Genomic DNA, 19,006 nt, shown 5'->3' with positions numbered 1-19,006 from the left:
ATTTACAGAATGCTAAATAATAAAAACAGACTTAATAACGATGGACAAAGAATCTTTCCTTCGGGAATTTATGACTGAAATTTGGAATAAAAAGAATCTTGATAAGGTTGAACAATATGTTCATCCAGAATATACGATTCATCTTGACACAACTGATCCTTGGGAAGGAAAAACTTTATCTCATTCAGAATTCAAAGAGCGATTGAATTTTTCATTTAATTCATTTCCTGATATGAATTTTGAAATAACATCTGCAATTCCAGAAGAAAATCACGTTGCTATAACTTGGATATTAACTGGAACAAACCTTGGTATGATTGGCGGATATCCACCAACCAAAAAATCCATAAATACAAAAGGGTTAACAATTTATCATTTCAAGGACAATTTAATTAATGGACATACTCAAGTTTTTGACAGAGTAACTGTTATGAAACAATTAGGATTTATGTAATATGAAAACAAAAAAAGAACTGAAAGAAGGGTACAAACAAATGAAAATTCCTATGGGAGTTTTTCAAATAAAAAATATGATAAACAATAAAGTTCTGATTGACCATAGTATTGATATGGAATCAAAATGGAATAGACATAAAATGGAACTCAAATTCGGAAACCACAGAATCAGAAGTTTCCAAAAAGATTGGAATGAGTATGGAGGGGAAAATTTTGTGTTTGAAGTTTTATCCGAATTAAAAAAAAGTGAAGAAGAAAATGTTAATTATAATAACGAACTGAAGACCCTACACAATATGGTAATTGAAGAGTTGAATCTTGAGAATGTCTACAAATAAAGAAAGTGCTAACAAAGTGAATAATATGAACCCAATAGAAAATTTATAAATACGCGGATTGAAATTGCCAAATGTTTCAACACCTGGTGGAAGTTATATTTCAGTAAATATTCGAAAAAATATAGCTTATATAGCTATTCAATTTCCAATTCTGAATGAAGGGTTTAAATTTCAAGGACGTTTGGGAAATGAAATTTCGATAGAAGATGGTTATCACGCAATGGAATTATACGCTTTGAACGTTTTAGCGCAAGTGAACAATACAATTGGTTTTGATAAAATTATAGGACTAAACCATATTGATGCTTATTTCCAATCGGGAACGGATTGGGATGATTCACCAATAGTTGTCAATGGAGCATCTGATTTATTTGCAAAAGTATTGGATGCAAAAGGGAAACATTCATGAGCAGTCTTCGGAGTTGAAAAGCTTCCACGAAATTTCAGTGTTGGTTTGACAGCATCGTTTACAATAGATCATGAATCAAAAACTACTCACAACACGACAATATAAATTAGCCTGATTTCTTAACATTTGTTCAGAGGCTATACATTTATCTCTCCCATCTTTGTAATGTAATTAATAATAACACTCACAAATAAAATTAGAACAAATGGAAAGTCAGATTCATACCGTACTTGGAGCGAATGGAGCAATTGGAAAAGCCGTTATAAAGGAACTAGAAATTCGACAACTTCAAATAAGAAAAGTTAGTACAAAGCCTACCTGGGTTCAAGCAGATTTACTTCGTAAAGAAGACGCTGAGAAAGCCATTGATGGCAGCAGTTACGTTTATCTCTGCATAGGCCTTCCATACAATGCTAAGGTTTGGGAAACTCAATGGCCTCAGATAATGCAAAATGTGATTGACGCCTGTGAAAAGGCTCAAGCTAAGCTGATATTTTTAGATAATATCTATATGTACGCTTCGCCTTTACCAGTACCGTTTGATGAAAGCACGCCTCAAAACCCTATTTCAAAAAAAGGAAAAGCCCGTAAACAAACTGCTGATTTAATGATAAAAGCCTTAAGAGATGGCAAGATTAAAGGACTAATTGGACGCTCTGCAGATTTTTACGGAGAAGGCGCTATAAATAGCCCCTTTTATATTTCTTTTTTGGAGCGAATGTTACAAAATAAAGGGCCACAGACCATGGTTTCGGCTGAGATAGAACACACATATGCTAATGTACTTGATAATGGACGAGCTTTAGTGGAATTGGCTTTGTGTGATGATTGTTATGGTCAAGTATGGCATCTACCTGTTGGAGAACCAATAACGACAAATGGAATGCTTGTATTATTTAATAAAAAATTAGGCAGCAATTTTAAAATAAGCGTGATGCCAACATTATTAAAAAAAATACTGCCTCTTTTTATACCAAATTTAAAGGAAACGAAAGAAATGGAGTATCAGTTTGAACAGAAGTACGTCATGTCTGATAATAAATTTAGAAAGAGGTTTCCCAATTTCAAAGTTTCTTCTTATCAGGATGGAGTCAATAGCATGGTGGAATGGTTTAAAGACGTTATGAAATAAAACACCTGCTGGTAATATTAAAGGCTGAAATCACTGGTATAATAACTGGGATGAGCTGACCACTTTTTTTGACTTCCCTCTTGAAATTAGAACGATCATTTATACCACAAATTTGATTGAAAATCTCAACGGAAAAATCAGAAAATACACCAAAAACAAAATGTCTTTCCCAACGGATAATGCATTGAAAAAGTCGGTTTATCTGGCGATTTTTGAAATAACGAAAAAATGGATCATGCCGATCCGCAACTGGCCCACTATTCTTAACCAATTTATTGCTATTTTTGACGAAAGAATCAAAGTTTAGCCAGTGCTTTTCGTTCAACATTGAATGAAACGACAATAGGTTCGGTTCCTCACCTACTGTGTTTATACCACCGTTAGCCTTCATTATGACTAATCATGAGCCAACGATAAACTTCTTTATAAAAATTAGAAAAAGATTACTGGCTGGAAATAAGGCTGGTCAATACTTTAAATATATGGATTTCACTAAAATGTCAATCACTAAACCAATTAGAATGAAAACGATATTTATTTTCTTAATGCTAGCAGTATTTACCTCCCTTGGCTCTCTGCCATTAATTGCTCAAAATCAGTTAGGAGGAGATATAGACGGTGAGGCAGCTCATGATAATGCCGGGTACAGCATTTCGCTCTCAGCAGAAGGTCAGAAAGTAGCTATTGGCGCATCGGGGAACGATGCCAATGGAAATGATGCGGGCCAGGTACGCGTATTTGAATGGAATGGCACCGAATGGTCACAAATTGGAGAAGATATCGACGGGGAGGCAGCCCATGACGGCTCAGGCCGTGGGGTTTCGCTTTCGCCGGATGGCCTTAGAGTCGCCATTGGTGCCTATATGAATGATGTAGGTGGAACGATATCAGAAGCGGGTCATGTCCGTGTATATGAATGGGATGGCATCGAATGGACACAATTGGGTGAGGATATTGACGGGAAAGGGGCTTTCGACTGGACCGGTCTCGGTGAGTCGATTTCGATCATAGGAAATAGGGTGGCAGTTGGGGCGGCGGGTAATGGAAATCATGTCGGTTATGTTCGTGTATTCGAATGGAATGACGTCGAATGGCTACAATTAGGAGAAGATATAGATGGGGAGGCGGCCGGCGACGCATCAGGTCGGAGCGTATCGCTGTCGAATGATGGTAACCGGATAGCGATAGGAGCACCAAGTAATGGTGGAAATGGTAGTTATGCGGGCCATGTCCGTGTGTATGAATGGAATGGCACTGAATGGGCACAAATGGGACAAGATATAGACGGAGAGGCAGCCGGCGACGCATCAGGCGGGGGCGTATCGCTGTCGGATGAAGGTCATCGGGTGGCCATTGGTGCATCTTTTAATGGTGGAAATGGAGACCGCTCCGGCCATACCCGCGTGTATGAATGGAACGGAGGAGAGTGGACACAAGTTGGGGAAGATATTGACGGAAAAGGCCCGGAAGCTCAGTCAGGGCGAAGCGTATCGCTGTCGTCAAATGGGAATACAGTGGCCATTGGTGGATGCACAGATTGGGTGGTCGGCTTTAATCCGGGGCATGTGCGGGTTTATAAATGGAATGGCACCGCGTGGGTACAATATGGCGAGGAAATTGAAGGAGAGGGACCCATTGACTGGTCAGGACACAGCGTATCTATTTCGTCAGATGGTCAAATCGTGGCTATTGGCGCACATTTGAATGATGGTAATGGAGAAAAAGCAGGTCATGTAAGAGTGTTTGACCTGTCGGACGTCACATCCACCACACAGGACAGGAAGGATGATATTGTGATTATTCCGAACCCTACAACAGGGAGCATAAAGTTGACAGGGATAATAGGTTCCGTAGCATTCACGGTCATGGATAACTTTGGCAAGGTCGTGATGAAGGGAAACAACATGAATCAAGATCTGGATTTATCCGACTTATCAGCAGGCATTTATTATTTGCAGTTAAACACAGAAAGAGGTTTGCTTAATAGAAGAATTATAAAATTGTAAAACATTTGAAGCAAAAAGTATGCAGCACACGGGCATACAACACGCGAACGCCATATACCCCCCGCAGCCTGGGAGTTATATTTAAAAGAGCTTGTGAACGCAGCAGGTACTACTGTCCGAAAATAAGTGCGTTTTAATCCGCTACTACTTTTATACCAGACGTTGAACTGCGCGAGGATCTGGGTGCCGCATAAAAAATTACATAACATTTAGCTGACCGTTAGGCACAAGGTAAAAACTCACATCTGCGAAATATATTGAGGTTTCTGCGAAATGTTTAGTGCTCCATCCTCCCACCAGCGTATTTTTGCCCTGTCTAAATTAAATAAACCTTAATCTAAAAAAAAATATGAGTTCAAACACCGCAAATCACGCAGGCTCCTCAAATAAAATTTGGAAACAAATTTTCATGGTAATCATACTGTTACAAGCCCTTTTTGAGCTGGCTATTGGTTTTACACTATTATTTGACTTGCCAATGGCCATGGCCAATTTTAACACACCCTATTCAAGCGATATGGAGGTACTGGGATTAACCCTTGGCTTATATTTGTTTTTACTCACCACATTGATGGTGCTGAGTTTTGTCTGGGTTAGAAAATCAAATGCAGCAGGCATTACCCTTGGCATTATTATCGGTATTTTCCTTATGTCGTTTGGCGTTGGCATGCTTATAAAGTTTGGTGAAACACAAGCCATATTTGTAGATGGCTTACGTGGCGGTTTAACTATGTTTTTGGCCTATATGGCAGGTAAGGCAATTAAACATAAAAAGTTAATTTAACCACAATACGTTTCTTGGAATGGTTCAAAAATAAATTTACATTTTTATGCGCTGACTCCACTTAAGGGCCGGGGCGTAGGGGTGACAAAAGTATAAATTTATTTTACCGCGCTTCTAAAACTTTTTATTAGATAAATTATATAGAAAATATGACAAAATGGAACGCCAACAACATACCCGATCAGTCAGGAAGGGTGGTTGTTATTACAGGAGCAACGAGTGGTCTGGGTAAGGAAGCCGCACGCGTTTTTGCTCAAAAAAATGCAACAGTTGTACTTGCCGTCAGAGATTTGCAAAAAGCTGAAGACGTAGCCAAAGAGATACGGCACCAATATCCACAGGCAATCGTTGAATCCAGGAAACTGGACCTCAACTCGCTTCAATCGGTTCACGATTTTGCAGATGATTTTCAGAAATCGTTTAACCGACTGGATATCCTCATCAATAATGCAGGAGTGATGCTTTGTCCATTTTCTCAAACTGAAGATGGCTTCGAAATTCAAATGGGGGTAAATCATTTAGGCCATTTTGCGCTCTCGGGCCTGCTCATGCCCTTGCTCAAACGTACAGAAGGATCGCGCATTGTCGTCACTTCAAGCATTGCGCATCGGCAGGGAAATATAGACTTTGATGATATAAACTGGGAAAAACGACCTTATAAAACAGGAAAAGCGTATGGCGACAGCAAAATGGCCAACCTCTACTTTGCTTATGAACTGGCCCGAAAAAGTAAAAATGATGCTACTTTGCCCCTGGTAACAGCCGCCCATCCCGGATATACCAGTACTGATTTGCAACGGCATAGTTTGTTTTGGCGAGTTATGAACCCCATAATGGGACAAAATGTGGAGCATGGCGTTTTACCTACCTTAAGAGCCGCTATAGATCCGGAAGCCAAAGCGGGTGATTTTTATGGCCCTTCAGGTTTTCTTGAAATGAATGGATCTCCGGTTTTAGTTAAGTCTGTTCCGCTTTCTCACGATGAAAACAAAGCTAAAAAACTTTGGAAGTTGTCTGAAGAACTTACGAAAATTAAATATTAGTCCTTATGAGTTTTTTACGCATTTCCAGTATAGCCCAAGTGCACGAATTTCTTGGTTTTGGCAAACCCGTGCATCCCTTGATTACCATTGTAAAAGAATGGCCTGTGCTTGATTTTGACTTTAATGAAGTAAAGATTGTTAGCGATTTGTTCATTATTGGCATGAAAGGAAGTCCAGGTAAAATGGGCTATGGCCGAAATTCGTATGATTACAATGAGGGGACGATGGTGTTTACATCGCCCCAGCAAGTGTTATATTTCGATAACGCGCAAAAAGGTGAAGACGTGGGGGGCTGGACCATAATTTTTCATCCCGACTTAATTCGCAAATCGCCCTTGGGAAAAGATATAGCCAACTATGCTTTTTTTGATTACGATATAAACGAAGCCCTTCACATTTCTGACAAGGAAAAACAGATTTTATCAGACTACGAACAGCACATCGAAACTGAAATAAACCAAAACATTGACATGCATTCGCAGGATTTAATTGTTATAAATCTGACTTCCATTCTGGGGTATTGTCAGCGATACTACAACAGGCAGTTTTATACCCGCACCAATCTCAACAAAGACTTCATTATTCAATTTGAGCATTATCTTAAAAGTTATTTTGAATCGGAAAAGTTGCAAGAAAAAGGGTTGCCAACCGTGGCTGATTGTGGCGAGGCATTAAATATGTCGGCAGGCTATCTCAGCGATTTATTAAAAATAGAAACCGGGCGCAGCGCGAAAGACCATATCCATGATTTTATTATTGAAAGAGCCAAAAACTTTTTGTTGAGTACCAATAATCCTGTCAGCCAAATTGCTTATGATTTAGGGTTTGAATATCCTCAACATTTCGCTAAACTGTTCAAGGCTAAAACCGGATTAAATCCAACAGATTATAGAACTGTGAATTAGCAGCCCTGTGCCTAAACAAGACCGTTCGTCGGGAATGAAGCAAAATTCCAAACCCTTAACAATTTCGCAATAGAGTTAAGAGCCGAAATCCATGCCCAAACCATAGATATTATTCAAATTTTACGGTCAATCAAATTATTCGGGAGCGAACCTTAGCACATTTACAAATCATACTCTAAAAGCAAATCATCAAAATTTTGCATCTCTGTTTTAGTTAGATACACCGATTTTACAAATATAGGGGGTTGGGCATAATTAGTCGTATGGTAGCCGTTTACTGTCGTTTGTAGCCGTTTGTAGCCGGATATTGGAAGATCGTGTTGCAATGCAATGGACTTGTTTTCAATTGATTATGATGCGTTAAGGCCGTGGTTTTTGGTTGTGTTTGTTTCCTGGATGTTTTTATTGTATTTTTGGGTGGTGTAGGGATATAGCTTAGTTCCAGTCAACCAAAAAACAAATAGATGATAAAAACTTTGATAAAACTAATACCCTTGGTTTTGATAATAAATACGATGGAATTGAAATCACAAAATTGGATAAAATACGATAAAGAAGAATTCCCATTTTTGACATCAAGGGATTTAGATGATTCTTTCCACCCCTCTTTGGATCAATATAAGCAAAAATTATTTAAAGATTACGAAAGAGCAAAAAAAGAATTTGGGTTTAATAGTTATTTTTTTGATGTTGAGTTTAGTGGAGAATTAGAGGACTATGCAGCGCTTATTGATTCCATATTATCGCTACTGCCTGATAAATGCGAATATGAAATAGTTGAAGCATATACGGATGAAAAAGCAAATAAGTGGGTCGTTGATGTAAATGTAAATGGCGATCAATATCAATTTTCAACGATTGCTGTCAGTGGAGCATTTTTAGAAATGGTTGATATTTATGAAAATTTTGATGAAATCATTGCCCGGAATATTCCTGATTATAAGATGATCTCTCCTATGGATTATGGGCAAATTGCTGAAGTTTTTATTGAAAAAAAAGAGGATTTAAAAAAAGCCAGTCAGATAGGTTTTCCTTATCCCCCCTTTTATTTAGAATTCAATCGGAAAATACCTAAAAATTGGTACTTGCTCTTGCCAGAAGCCATAATTGAAAATGAGGAAAAATTGATTGAAACATATATTGAAGTATCAAATGAATTTCATAGAGATTTTACTCCTGAGAAAAAACTAACAAAAGCAAATTTTCATATTTGTGATATTATAGGAAATGGTCCGATTTATATCTGGCTTCATGGTATGATAATCGAAGCTCCAAGTAGATTTAACAAAATGGTGAAATGTTATCCTGATTTGTCTGCTTTTATTTTCGCATATGCAGTTGTTAAAATGAATGATTGTGATTTATATCTGTACGACACAAAAGAAAAGAAACGAAGACTTTTAAAACCAGAAGAATTAAAAGATATTATTGAAACCAATCTAATAAATGAATAGAAGAGGCTGACTGGAACAAACGCTACCACATCATGCCTTGCCGCAGGCGCAACACAAGGCACGCCGGGTAGCTTTTCCGTTCTGCAACAGGCAAAAACCGACTGCATTTGAAATTTAAAACCAAAATACACATACAATGTGATTTTTTCACTACATTTGCATAAAATAAACGCAAAATTATGCTAATTAGGTTTACAGTCGAGAATTTTTTGTCATTTAAAGACCGTGAAGTTTTTTCTCTTATTCCAGGAAGAGGAACTCTAAAATCACACCACAAATCCAAATCGATAAAAGGGACTTCTGCTCTTAAAACCGCTGTAGTGTATGGTGCAAATGCATCCGGAAAATCTAATCTAATTAAAGCTATTGAATTTGGAAAAGTGCTTGTATTGAAAGGTAACAAAGCAGAACAACCTATAAAGTTTAGCGGCTTTAAGCTTGACAAAAAACTACTCAAGCAGAATTCGCGAATTGAATATGAAATTCAACACAAGAACAAAAATTATGCTTATGGCTTTATTTTCAATTCCAAGGAAATAATTGAAGAATGGCTGTATGAAATTTCCAAAACAACAGAAAAAAAGATATTCACTAGAGACAAAAACAGACAAAATGAATTTGACCTTGAAGCAATTCTAAGTAAAAATAAGAATTCAGAGGAAAAACAATTTTTAGAGTTTACAGCTAAAGGAACTCAAAAAAACCAATTGTTTTTATCTGAAATTAGAACAAGAAAGGTAAAAGAAAATGTTTCAAACATAGATGACCTAATCAATGTAATTGATTGGTTTCAGAATGCTCTAACGGTAATATATCCTAACTCGAAAAACGTTGGAAAGAAATTTGAATTATTAGAAGATACAGATTTAAATAAATTATTTACCGAGATGCTTGGGTATTTTGATACAGGAATTGATGGAATCGAATTTAAAGAAGTGGATATAGATAAAATTGATATTCCAAGTGAAATTTTAAAAGATATTGAGAACGATTTATTAGGCGATAAATCAGAAAAAACTAATGCATTTATTTCAAATATTCAAGATGACAAATACTACGTTATTTCTTTACTAAAGGATGGTTCATTAAGGGCTCAACTTTTAAAAACAAAACATAAAATTATTGGAGGTGGATACGAACTTTTTGATTTAAAAGACGAATCAGATGGAACAAGAAGAATAATGGATCTAATTCCATTGATAATTGATTTTTTCAAAGGAGATAACGTCTTTGTAATTGATGAAATGGAAAGAAGTTTACACCCCAATTTAATATATGACCTATTTGATTTCTTTTTGTCAAAATGCAAAAATGTCAATAGTCAGTTTATTGTGGCTAGTCACGAATCAACACTTTTAACTCAAAAATTACTACGTAAAGATGAGATTTGGTTTGTTGTTAAAGACAAATTAGGTGCCAGTAGATTACATTCACTAGAAGATTATAGTATTCGTTTTGATAAAGAAGTTAGACGTGATTACTTATTAGGAAGATATAAAGGCGTTCCAAAGTTTGGGAACAGAGATAATCTTACTGTAATTCCTCAATTTAATTAAGTATGCCTAGAGAACCAATTCCACTAATAAGAGAGGGCGGATTTTTAGATGCTGAAAAATTGTTCATTCTGTCATACGAAGGTGAAAAGACGGAAGTCAAATACTTCAATAATTTCCGACAGTCTGATTATTTTAATGATTCGGGTATAATTGAAATTGTTCCGTTAAAAAGGGAAGTAAATACAGGTACAGATCCATTAAGTGTTAAGAGACTTCTTAAAAAAGCCAAAGCCAATTATCCCTTTAAGAAAACAGATGAATTTTGGCTTATTATTGACAGAGACCATTGGGAAACTATTCATAAAATAGACTTCGACAAATTAGTAATAGACTGCAATAAGGAAAATAATTTTTTCTTAGCTATGAGCAACCCTTGCTTTGAAATATGGCTAATAATGCATTTAAAGGATATTACTGAGTACAATGAAGAAGAAGTGACTAAACTTTTAGAGAATGCATCGGTAAGCAGAAAGAAAAATCATATTGATATTATACTTGGAGACTTACAAGGTATTGGATATAATAAAAACCCAAATCCAGATACGTTTTTACCGTTAACAAAAACAGCTATTGAAAGAGCTAAAATAATAGATGATGTGAATGAACCATATCCTAAAAATTTAGGCTCACACATCTACAAATTAATTGAAAAATTACTGAAAGAATAAAGCCCGATTGCACAACAATGTATATAAAAAATAGGCGAGATAGTCTTAAATTCAAGGCTTGTGGCTCGCATCAAAGTTTGTGCTTAACCGAAAGTTTCGTGCTTTGTAATCGCCTACTTTTCATATACTAAACGTTCTCAGCAAGCAAATAACCAGTAACATCAAACGATTGCGAAAATATTTATTGAATAATAATAATCGAATGAATTTAACAAAAAAGTTAATCGTTGAATTGATTTTAATATTTTTTTCTTCATTGCCATTGACTGCTCAATCATTCACTATTGACAAAAATTCTATTGGCTTAATAGAAAACGATTCAATAGTTATTGGTAGTGGATTTATATTAGATTCAGCAAATCAAGTAATTACTTCCGCACACGTAATTTGGAATCAACCTAAAGTTTATTTTTCAACCGATGGCAAACGATATGAATTAGAAGTTCGAAGAATTGATGTGATTAATGATATCGCATACCTAAAGAGTGATTCAACGATTTGTGAAACTCCCTTCAAAAAAGCATCTATAACCGATGTCGAAAACGGTAAGGCAATTGTTTATATTGGTTACGATTGGGTTGATACAAAACAGAGTAATCAAAATACAATTAAAGTTCATCAATCTAAAATAACCGCATACGGAAAACAATTCAATAATGGAGGAAATGCTAATTTCATTGAATTCATAGGAGAAGGTAAACCGGGGTATTCAGGTGGACCTGTTCTAAATTGGAATGGAGAAATATTAGGATTAATGAGAGAGGCTTGGTTTAGAAAAGATTTGAAAGTTGGATACCAAACACTAATAAATCGAGCTTTCTTGATAAATTAAAGATGAAAGCCAGCTGAGAATCGGGTATGCAACATTTGGCATTTGGTGTTTTGCGTTCATGTTTAGCTCGTATTTCGCTTTTTGTAACGGGCGACAGATATTCGCTCCGAAAAGCCAAACGTTGCATACCCAAAACGTTATCAGCAACCAAAAAACAAATTTAAATGTCAGTAGTAATAGAATTTAGACAAATTGAGAAAAAGAATATTATTTCAGAAAACAAAATCTGTGAAATTTTTGAATTAAAATTAGAGGATGTTAATTGGAAGGGAGGATGTCATTTAGACCCTGATCTATTCTATGAATTAATATCACCAACCCAACATTGGACTGAAGTATATTTTCGACCACCCTTAGCAAGATTTCTCTTTTATTTTTTAGCCATTGACTTAGAATCCAATATTGGAGTAAAGAACGTTAATGAGGAAACAATTTTACTAGCTCATAGTCCAACTAAAATATTGGAGTTTATCGGCATGGCTAAAGAATACACCAAAATCGGTCGAAATGGAAAGTTTGACGAATTGAAAGAATTACTTGAAGAGGCAGTACAAAAAGAATACTTGATTGTAACCAAATATAATTAAACAAAAGCTGATAACATACGCTACCACATCATGCCTTGCCGCAGGCGCAACACAAAAAAGTACGCCGCATCCACTGACCGTTACAGATAACCTAAAATTAAAACCAAATGATAAGTAAAATAATAAATAAAATTATGCTCTTAATAGACCTTAGAAGTACTAAAACCCTAAAAATAGGAAGACACGTGGAATTTATTAATTCTGGTAAAATAATGTCCATAAATTCTTATTTGGGGTATAATGAAAACAAAAGTGTAAAAATTGCAAATAAATCAAAAAGAAGTTACATAAATAATTCCGGAACTATTATTTTTGGAAATACAGTAAGAATTCACAAAGGATTCGGAATTGATGTCTCTGGAAAATTGAGTATTGGGGATGAAACATATATTAATCCTGACTCAATTATTGTTTGCCATAACGAAATATCGATAGGAAGCCATTGTGCTATAAGCTGGAATGTTACGATCATGGATGATGATTTGCATAACATCTCCACTAATGAAAAAAGGAACAACAATATCACTATAGAAGATCATGTTTGGATTGGTGCAAATGTGTTCATAACCAAAGGGGTAACAATTGGAAATGGTAGTATTATTGCTGCAGGAACAATAGTTACCAAAGATGTCCCTTCAAATGTTCTTTTTGCCGGGAATCCAGGAAAAGTGGTCAAAGAAAATACAAAGTGGAAATGAAATCAAATCAAATTACGAATTCAGGAATATATCGTTTGGGAGGAATAGCAGGAATCTGTGCGGGGTTATTTATCCTCACTTTTGCAATTATTTCGGAAAGTAAGGGAATTCTTTTTGCTCCTGGTGCACTGGCAGATGGGGCAATTGATAATTGGTTGCAAAATGTAAGAAGCCACGCTGATGCATCAAGGTTCTTACTCATTTTGCCAATCATGGGGTTTTTTGCGATGCTTATTGTAGGAATGGTAATGTATCAAATTATTGCTGAAAATTTTTGGCAAAAGAACCTTTCATTGGTTGGCTATGTTATCGGGGTTCCTGTGGTAGTAGGAGCGTTTGTGGCTCATTTAAGTCTGGTAAATCAATTGGTGCTTCCTTTAACTCAGTCAGTAGAGTTGGATACACAGGTTCGATTTTTTACAACAGTATCCATTCATCGCTGGGAAATAGTGAACAGCTTCATAGGCCCGTCTTTTGTCATCATTTTGGGGCACACCCTAATGGCCTGGGCTGCCCATAAAGCGAATATGTTCCCCAAATGGCTAACATATTGGGCTTTGTTTAATGGCAGCTTATTGTTAATTAGTTTCCTTTATTTTGTTTCTCCTGTTTTGAAAATTGCATCCATCGGTGCCCCTTTAAGTATGCTATGGCTAATTACATTGGGAGTAACATTGTTAAAAATGTCCAGAGCCGCATAAAAAATGGACTTTGGAAATTTGACGGGGAAACGGCAACAGATATGACAAAGTAAAGGCTCCGGAAGACAACGCATATAAAAATAGCGGATAAAGGGTGTTCTCCCGACTCATTGGGCGAATTTTCCAGAGCAACTAGCAAAAAAAAGAATCCTGAATAATGGAAATTAAAGATGGCAAACCAGCTGTTTATTTCGAAACAAGAAAAGAGTGGCGAAAATGGTTGAAAGAAAATTGCGAAACTGAAAAATCTGTGTGGTTGATTCTGCATAAGAAAAATAGTAAGACAGCGTGCGTAAATCTTATCGAAGCTACAGAAGAGGCATTATGTTTTGGCTGGATAGACAGCCTTTGTAAATCGAGAGATAATGAAAGTTATTATTTGACTTTTAGCCCTCGGAATCCTAAAAGGAGTAATTGGAGCGATAGAAATATAGAACGTGCCGAACGACTGATTGAGCAAGGTTTAATGACAGAATTTGGACTTAAATTTATTGAAATCGCAAAAGAAAAAGGGAATTGGACGAAAAGATAACCCCGAAAGCCAGTGGTCGATAATGCTCCTAAGTGGTCGTGCCAGGTATAAGCCAGACCGTTAAGAAGACAGGATTCAATAATCTGATTCAGTGGAGAATTTGACAAAAGCGTAATAATGAAGCATAATAAAAAACTTAGCCTGGCAGATTTTCAGATTAGCGAAACAAGCTAGTTGAAACGGAAGAAAATCAGGCTTTGAAGTCTACCGCAACTTGCGTTAATCAGGATGTATATGGCCGTGGTCAATGTGATTGTGCTTGCTTGCTGCCTGTTTTTATTGTATTTTTGAGAAGTGTTGGCAGCCATACGGCCACTGCACAAAAAACAAACCTTTATCCCGCCATCAATTGACTAAACGCCAGCCCTGGACAAAATTAAAAGAGGTATTTTTCCCATCCCACCACCTGACACAAAATGCCACCTTTAATCCTGTCCGACCACTCAGTATCGTGTAACAAAAATAATCGCTTTAAATAAAATTTCGATTGCCCAGTGCTTGTTGAAATTAAATAATGAACCGCCGAGTTAAAATTAGGTGCAGAGCACCTTAATCTGTGTTGGCCAACACAGATTAAGGTGATTCAAGGTGCAGCGCACCGCAACCTAAACCTTCGAACATCGAAAGAATGTTGCGGTGCGCTGCACCTTAGATAGATTTTTTAATCTTTTTACAACAAATTTTTCGGTGCTCCGCACCTATTATAATTTTCGGCGGTTATTAAATCAAATTCAATAAGCAAAGGGTGATCGAGGGCTTTTTTTTAATTTAATTTCCAGGAAAAATTTGTAAAATTTCTCTATTCAAAACTATAATGAATCTTTTGTTACACAATATTTAAGTAGTTGCAGTAAATAAACGCTGCATTTTACTCCATAAAACTAACAATAGTTTTGAACACAAAACCGTGTTCTGTCCCCCCAATATTAGCTTATGTTAAGCTAGATAGGCATCTGCTGCCTCCCGATTGAAACAGCAGCAGTTTGCTTATCCATTTTAGGATGGCCGGCACTAAACCATTAAATACGGTATGTATTCAGCATGAGGGCATAGTGGAGCAAAAAGTAAACTTCAATCAAGTTATAACCATTAAAACAAGAAAATGAAAAAATGCTTTTGTGCTAATCATTTTAATAATTAAGGTTTATTCATTTGTCCGGAATAAATACGATTCTCCTTTTCAGTTCAGGGACTATGACCGTAAATTAGAACCCAACCCACCAGGACATTGCAGCCTTTCCATCGAAGAGAACCACTCCCACTAACAGCACCTGCCGTGGACGAGGGAATAAAAAGTTTTGTATCTTTAATAAAAAATTTAGGGATTAACGGTAGTTGACTGTTCCAAACGCCAACTACTGCCAGCCGTAAACCGTTCGGAAAATGGAAAATAAAAAGCAGTGGTCACCAGAACAAGGTGAAACATTAATCAGTGTTTTAAAAGGCCGTTTTGAAAAAAACATGAACCGCCATCAAGGTATTGAATGGGCGAAAGTACAGGTAAAGCTGGAGGCGAATCCGGAAAAACTGTGGTCGCTCCATGAAATGGAAGAAACGGGCGGGGAACCGGATGTGGTGGGTTTTGATCAAAAGACGGGCGAATACATTTTTTATGATTGTTCCCCGGAAAGTCCCAAAGGCCGCAGAAGTGTTTGTTACGACCGGGAAGCACTGGAGTCAAGGAAAGAACATAAACCGAAAAATAACGCCATGGATATGGCCGCGGCTCTGGGCATTGAACTTTTAACGGAAGCACAATACCGTGAGTTGCAGCAGCTTGGGAATTTCGATTTGAAAACATCGAGCTGGGTGGAAACACCTGCAGCGATTCGAAAACTCGGCGGGGCCCTCTTTTGCGACCGTCGCTACGACCATGTTTTCGTGTATCACAACGGTGCCGAATCGTACTATGGAGCCAGGGCGTTCCGTGGCTCGCTAAAGGTTTGAATGTTGCACCGACAGCGAATCCAGCCAGCCAGCAGGGCGCCCCTGTCCGTTAAGCAGGTGGTCAAAAATAAATTGAACAATTGCCATCGATCGCCCCAACCCTTAAGAGGAGTCTACCCCAAAATGGGGCCATTTATTTTTGTCCCTTCCCTTACTGCTCTCCACCCATTGTACGATAAATTTAAAAAATGAAAGCACTACTTATCATACTCTGTTCAGCGATATACTTTGTAGGATATTCTCAGACGCAAATTTCACTGACCGAAAGCCATGTCCCTGGATTTAAGAATTTATTTAGTACTCAAATGAGACCTGGAGTATCCTGCTACAGAATACCGGCCATGGTTACCGCACCCAATGGAGATTTGGTGGCTGCTATAGATGAAAGAGTCCTTTCTTGTGGAGACTTAAAATGGAATAAAGATATAAATATAGTAATACGCCGAAGTCCTGATAATGGCGTTTCCTGGTCTGAAATGGAAACGGTGGTAGATTATCCTTTGGGCAAATCAGCTTCCGACCCCTCCATGATCGTCGATAAAGAGACAAGTACCATTTTCCTGTTCTTTAATTTCATGGATTTGGAAAACGAAAAGGACGTCTATTATTTAAAAGTAATCAAGAGTGCAGATAATGGAAAAACCTGGAGTGCGCCCATCGATATAACTTCACAAATTACAAAACCTGAATGGCATAATGATTTTAAGTTTATTACTTCCGGACGGGGAATACAAACCAGTAGGGGTAAATTGTTACATACCCTGGTGAATTTAGAAAATGGCCTTTATCTTTTTGGAAGTGATGACCATGGTGAAAGCTGGCATTTTATTGATACGCCGATTATCCCAGGCGATGAATCTAAAATAGTCGAGTTAGTGGATGGCAGCTGGATGATCAATAGTCGTGTCAACGGTAAAGGAACCCGGTTGGTTCACCTTTCTTCTGATGAAGGAAAGACCTGGCAATCCAGGGCCGATACATCTCTTATTGATCCGGGGTGTAATGCCAGTTTAATCAGATACACCTCGATAAAGGAGGGAGCCGATAAAAATCGACTGCTTTTTGCTAACGCAAAAATGAAAGACGATCGCAGGAATATGACCATTCGAATAAGTTATGATGAAGGTAAAAGCTGGACAGAAGGCAAAACCATTTATGAAGGAAGTGCTGCTTATTCTTCAATGACTATTCTCCCAAACGGAGAGGTCGGACTGTTTTTTGAAAAGGATAATTATCAGGAAAATGTGTTTGTCCTCCTTACCCTGGACTGGCTAACGGATGGAAAAGATGATTATTAATTGATTGAACAAAAATAACAAGAGTGTCCAATTGACTCAGATCACCTCGATGTCGAATTGTGAACTCACAGGCTCTTGTAGTGATTGCCGGCCATTCAAATTAAAGATCTTTTATGATGGGAAATACACCTACTATTACAGAGGGATGTTTCAGGATAGTGTCATCCCTCTTTATAGATTTTTGAATAAAACTATTGTTGAAACTAAATGGAAAAAAATTAAAAAGAATGGATCAAAACAACGAAAATGACCTGTTTCCGGAAGTCATGGAAGCCAACCATCTGACCTATGAAACCATCAATAATGAATTGTTCATAAGGAAGAGCAAGAAGAAAAACAACGTCATTCAAACCTACATTGTCTTATCGGTTATCGGTTTAACCGCAGGCATATTTCTTTTCTTATTCGTATGGATCAAACTTGGGATTATAGCGATTGTTCTTGCCGGAACATTTTTATTCACGGCAATGAATCTGAGGGACAGAGAAAAAAATGCCGAAAAGAAGGCCATTAAAATTTCAACCAGTCAAATTGAAATAAAAGAAGGGTACCGAACCAAAAAGATCAATCTGGATGACATTGCTGAGTTCAGAACAAAGGTGCATAAAGCCAAAAACCTGTTTGTCGGGAACATTATCATTGTCACGGATGATAACAAAACCTTCGGCCTGCTTGATATTTTCGGGAATGATGAAGAAGTGGTCCAGAATGATCTGCTGATCATATCGAATCATTTGGTGGATAATTACTTACCCTGATTTTCTCTGATGTTCAAAGCATTCCGTCAAAAAAAATGGCTTCGGAGATCCGGATTTTGATAGATTTTGTTTTATGTTGTTTTTTGTATATTTGGGGAGGTACATATATCTTAGGGAAATGTAAAATTTAGAATGATAAATAAAAATGTAAAAGTGTTGATTTTCAGTGATTTACATGATTAAAATTGTCGATTTATTTTTGAACTGTTCCTTAGTTAGCGGTCAGCAAGAAAAAAATCAAAAAATAATGAAAATCGGATTTGATAATATTTACGGGCAAATAATTCCAATTGAAGATTTCCGGTTGAAATGGAGATTTACGGAGGAAAAATACGACAAACTACCAGAAATACATCTCGAACAATTAAAGCCACTAAATGAAAAAGCATCAGAATTTATTTGGAATTTTATTTCAAATTCGGGAATTCATAACGAGACGCCATTTAAAAAAGATTTCTTCAAAATGATAGATAAAGCCAAAATTTTAGAATCAAATGAAAAAGAGATTAAAAAATGGCTTTACCAAAGAGGATTACCATTTGAAAAAGAAGTTTTTCTTTCATGGCAGCCAGAATATGCGATGATAGTTCCTTGGAAAATTTTGATAAAATATTTTGATAGTTTCTATTATGGTTCATCAGATGATTTAACAATAATAGACCAAAGTTTAAATTGGTCGATTCTGTTTTATCACGAAGACGAAATCTACTTTGGAACTAATAAAGAATTTGAACCGAGTGAAACATTTAAAAATATTGACTTCATTTGGTGAAATAATACAAGACAAAAGGAAGCCGAACCGCTAACAAAATGGATGACAATCATACTTTTTTGCCGCAAGCGTAACACAAAAAAGTACGCCGACTCTATTGACTGTTATCGATCCTTAAGAAAAAATACCA

Annotated in this window: 19 protein-coding genes and 2 pseudogenes; all 21 read left to right on the top strand. The window is 36.8% G+C overall.

The window, feature by feature from the left end; genetic code table 11:
* The first annotated feature begins 40 nt into the window (after positions 1 to 40).
* Positions 41 to 454: an ester cyclase gene (locus H6571_09200; protein MCB9323895.1), complete on the top strand. Its 414-nt coding sequence runs from the start codon at positions 41 to 43 to the stop codon at positions 452 to 454.
* 1 nt (position 455) lies between these two features.
* Complete coding sequence (locus tag H6571_09195) at positions 456 to 794, top strand: GIY-YIG nuclease family protein (protein MCB9323894.1); 339 nt, start codon at positions 456 to 458, stop codon at positions 792 to 794.
* A 25-nt stretch (positions 795 to 819) separates the two neighbouring features.
* Positions 820 to 1,308, top strand: a pseudogene (locus H6571_09190) (RidA family protein).
* A gap of 100 nt (positions 1,309 to 1,408) precedes the next feature.
* Positions 1,409 to 2,335 (top strand): NAD-dependent epimerase/dehydratase family protein, encoded by a 927-nt coding sequence (locus H6571_09185; protein MCB9323893.1) that lies wholly within the window; start codon positions 1,409 to 1,411, stop codon positions 2,333 to 2,335.
* 40 nt (positions 2,336 to 2,375) lie between these two features.
* Positions 2,376 to 2,642: pseudogene (locus tag H6571_09180) on the top strand (transposase).
* Between the two features lie 214 nt (positions 2,643 to 2,856).
* Entirely contained in the window at positions 2,857 to 4,341 is a 1,485-nt protein-coding gene (locus H6571_09175) for a T9SS type A sorting domain-containing protein (protein MCB9323892.1), read from the top strand.
* Positions 4,342 to 4,690: 349 nt separating this feature from the next.
* On the top strand, positions 4,691 to 5,125 hold the full coding sequence (locus H6571_09170) for a hypothetical protein (GenBank protein ID MCB9323891.1): 435 nt from the start codon (positions 4,691 to 4,693) through the stop codon (positions 5,123 to 5,125).
* Positions 5,126 to 5,274: 149 nt separating this feature from the next.
* The gene (locus H6571_09165) at positions 5,275 to 6,168 is read left to right on the top strand and encodes an SDR family NAD(P)-dependent oxidoreductase (protein ID MCB9323890.1); all 894 of its coding nucleotides are present in this window, start codon (positions 5,275 to 5,277) and stop codon (positions 6,166 to 6,168) included.
* 5 nt (positions 6,169 to 6,173) lie between these two features.
* The gene (locus H6571_09160; protein MCB9323889.1) at positions 6,174 to 7,073 is read left to right on the top strand and encodes a helix-turn-helix transcriptional regulator; all 900 of its coding nucleotides are present in this window, start codon (positions 6,174 to 6,176) and stop codon (positions 7,071 to 7,073) included.
* Positions 7,074 to 7,537: 464 nt separating this feature from the next.
* The gene (locus H6571_09155) at positions 7,538 to 8,527 is read left to right on the top strand and encodes a hypothetical protein (GenBank protein MCB9323888.1); all 990 of its coding nucleotides are present in this window, start codon (positions 7,538 to 7,540) and stop codon (positions 8,525 to 8,527) included.
* A gap of 209 nt (positions 8,528 to 8,736) precedes the next feature.
* On the top strand, positions 8,737 to 10,083 hold the full coding sequence (locus H6571_09150) for an ATP-binding protein (protein MCB9323887.1): 1,347 nt from the start codon (positions 8,737 to 8,739) through the stop codon (positions 10,081 to 10,083).
* A 2-nt stretch (positions 10,084 to 10,085) separates the two neighbouring features.
* Positions 10,086 to 10,751, top strand: coding sequence for an RloB domain-containing protein (locus H6571_09145; GenBank protein ID MCB9323886.1), 666 nt, complete (start codon positions 10,086 to 10,088; stop codon positions 10,749 to 10,751).
* Positions 10,752 to 10,953: 202 nt separating this feature from the next.
* Complete coding sequence (locus tag H6571_09140; protein MCB9323885.1) at positions 10,954 to 11,583, top strand: trypsin-like peptidase domain-containing protein; 630 nt, start codon at positions 10,954 to 10,956, stop codon at positions 11,581 to 11,583.
* Between the two features lie 164 nt (positions 11,584 to 11,747).
* A complete protein-coding gene (locus H6571_09135) occupies positions 11,748 to 12,170 on the top strand; it encodes a hypothetical protein (GenBank protein ID MCB9323884.1) in 423 nt (140 codons plus the stop codon).
* A gap of 212 nt (positions 12,171 to 12,382) precedes the next feature.
* Positions 12,383 to 12,868 carry an acyltransferase gene (locus tag H6571_09130; protein ID MCB9323883.1) on the top strand — a complete coding sequence of 162 codons (486 nt, stop codon included), beginning with the start codon at positions 12,383 to 12,385 and terminating at the stop codon, positions 12,866 to 12,868.
* On the top strand, positions 12,865 to 13,569 hold the full coding sequence (locus H6571_09125; GenBank protein MCB9323882.1) for a DUF4386 family protein: 705 nt from the start codon (positions 12,865 to 12,867) through the stop codon (positions 13,567 to 13,569). Before H6571_09130 ends, H6571_09125 begins: the two co-directional genes overlap by 4 nt.
* Positions 13,570 to 13,726: 157 nt before the next feature.
* A complete protein-coding gene (locus H6571_09120; protein ID MCB9323881.1) occupies positions 13,727 to 14,101 on the top strand; it encodes a hypothetical protein in 375 nt (124 codons plus the stop codon).
* A 1,383-nt stretch (positions 14,102 to 15,484) separates the two neighbouring features.
* Complete coding sequence (locus tag H6571_09115) at positions 15,485 to 16,048, top strand: DUF4256 domain-containing protein (GenBank protein MCB9323880.1); 564 nt, start codon at positions 15,485 to 15,487, stop codon at positions 16,046 to 16,048.
* Between the two features lie 188 nt (positions 16,049 to 16,236).
* Positions 16,237 to 17,346 carry an exo-alpha-sialidase gene (locus H6571_09110; GenBank protein MCB9323879.1) on the top strand — a complete coding sequence of 370 codons (1,110 nt, stop codon included), beginning with the start codon at positions 16,237 to 16,239 and terminating at the stop codon, positions 17,344 to 17,346.
* A 227-nt stretch (positions 17,347 to 17,573) separates the two neighbouring features.
* The gene (locus H6571_09105; protein ID MCB9323878.1) at positions 17,574 to 18,104 is read left to right on the top strand and encodes a hypothetical protein; all 531 of its coding nucleotides are present in this window, start codon (positions 17,574 to 17,576) and stop codon (positions 18,102 to 18,104) included.
* Between the two features lie 247 nt (positions 18,105 to 18,351).
* Positions 18,352 to 18,876: a hypothetical protein gene (locus tag H6571_09100; protein ID MCB9323877.1), complete on the top strand. Its 525-nt coding sequence runs from the start codon at positions 18,352 to 18,354 to the stop codon at positions 18,874 to 18,876.
* Positions 18,877 to 19,006: the final 130 nt, after the last annotated feature.

The sequence above is a fragment of the Lewinellaceae bacterium genome (genome assembly GCA_020636105.1).
In the GTDB taxonomy this organism is placed as follows: Bacteria; Bacteroidota; Bacteroidia; order Chitinophagales; family Saprospiraceae; genus BCD1.
This window is presented reverse-complemented; position numbering and strand designations above follow the sequence as displayed.

Bases quoted from the DNA above. Each gene is read 5' to 3' on its own strand.
- H6571_09200 (MCB9323895.1), top strand. From the start codon at position 41: ATGGACAAAGAATCTTTCCTTCGGGAATTTATGACTGAAATTTGGAAT.
- H6571_09195 (MCB9323894.1), top strand. From the start codon at position 456: ATGAAAACAAAAAAAGAACTGAAAGAAGGGTACAAACAAATGAAAATT.
- H6571_09185 (MCB9323893.1), top strand. From the start codon at position 1,409: ATGGAAAGTCAGATTCATACCGTACTTGGAGCGAATGGAGCAATTGGA.
- H6571_09175 (MCB9323892.1), top strand. From the start codon at position 2,857: ATGAAAACGATATTTATTTTCTTAATGCTAGCAGTATTTACCTCCCTT.
- H6571_09170 (MCB9323891.1), top strand. From the start codon at position 4,691: ATGAGTTCAAACACCGCAAATCACGCAGGCTCCTCAAATAAAATTTGG.
- H6571_09165 (MCB9323890.1), top strand. From the start codon at position 5,275: ATGACAAAATGGAACGCCAACAACATACCCGATCAGTCAGGAAGGGTG.
- H6571_09160 (MCB9323889.1), top strand. From the start codon at position 6,174: ATGAGTTTTTTACGCATTTCCAGTATAGCCCAAGTGCACGAATTTCTT.
- H6571_09155 (MCB9323888.1), top strand. From the start codon at position 7,538: ATGATAAAAACTTTGATAAAACTAATACCCTTGGTTTTGATAATAAAT.
- H6571_09145 (MCB9323886.1), top strand. From the start codon at position 10,086: ATGCCTAGAGAACCAATTCCACTAATAAGAGAGGGCGGATTTTTAGAT.
- H6571_09140 (MCB9323885.1), top strand. From the start codon at position 10,954: ATGAATTTAACAAAAAAGTTAATCGTTGAATTGATTTTAATATTTTTT.
- H6571_09135 (MCB9323884.1), top strand. From the start codon at position 11,748: ATGTCAGTAGTAATAGAATTTAGACAAATTGAGAAAAAGAATATTATT.
- H6571_09130 (MCB9323883.1), top strand. From the start codon at position 12,383: ATGTCCATAAATTCTTATTTGGGGTATAATGAAAACAAAAGTGTAAAA.
- H6571_09125 (MCB9323882.1), top strand. From the start codon at position 12,865: ATGAAATCAAATCAAATTACGAATTCAGGAATATATCGTTTGGGAGGA.
- H6571_09120 (MCB9323881.1), top strand. From the start codon at position 13,727: ATGGAAATTAAAGATGGCAAACCAGCTGTTTATTTCGAAACAAGAAAA.
- H6571_09115 (MCB9323880.1), top strand. From the start codon at position 15,485: ATGGAAAATAAAAAGCAGTGGTCACCAGAACAAGGTGAAACATTAATC.
- H6571_09110 (MCB9323879.1), top strand. From the start codon at position 16,237: ATGAAAGCACTACTTATCATACTCTGTTCAGCGATATACTTTGTAGGA.
- H6571_09105 (MCB9323878.1), top strand. From the start codon at position 17,574: ATGGATCAAAACAACGAAAATGACCTGTTTCCGGAAGTCATGGAAGCC.
- H6571_09100 (MCB9323877.1), top strand. From the start codon at position 18,352: ATGAAAATCGGATTTGATAATATTTACGGGCAAATAATTCCAATTGAA.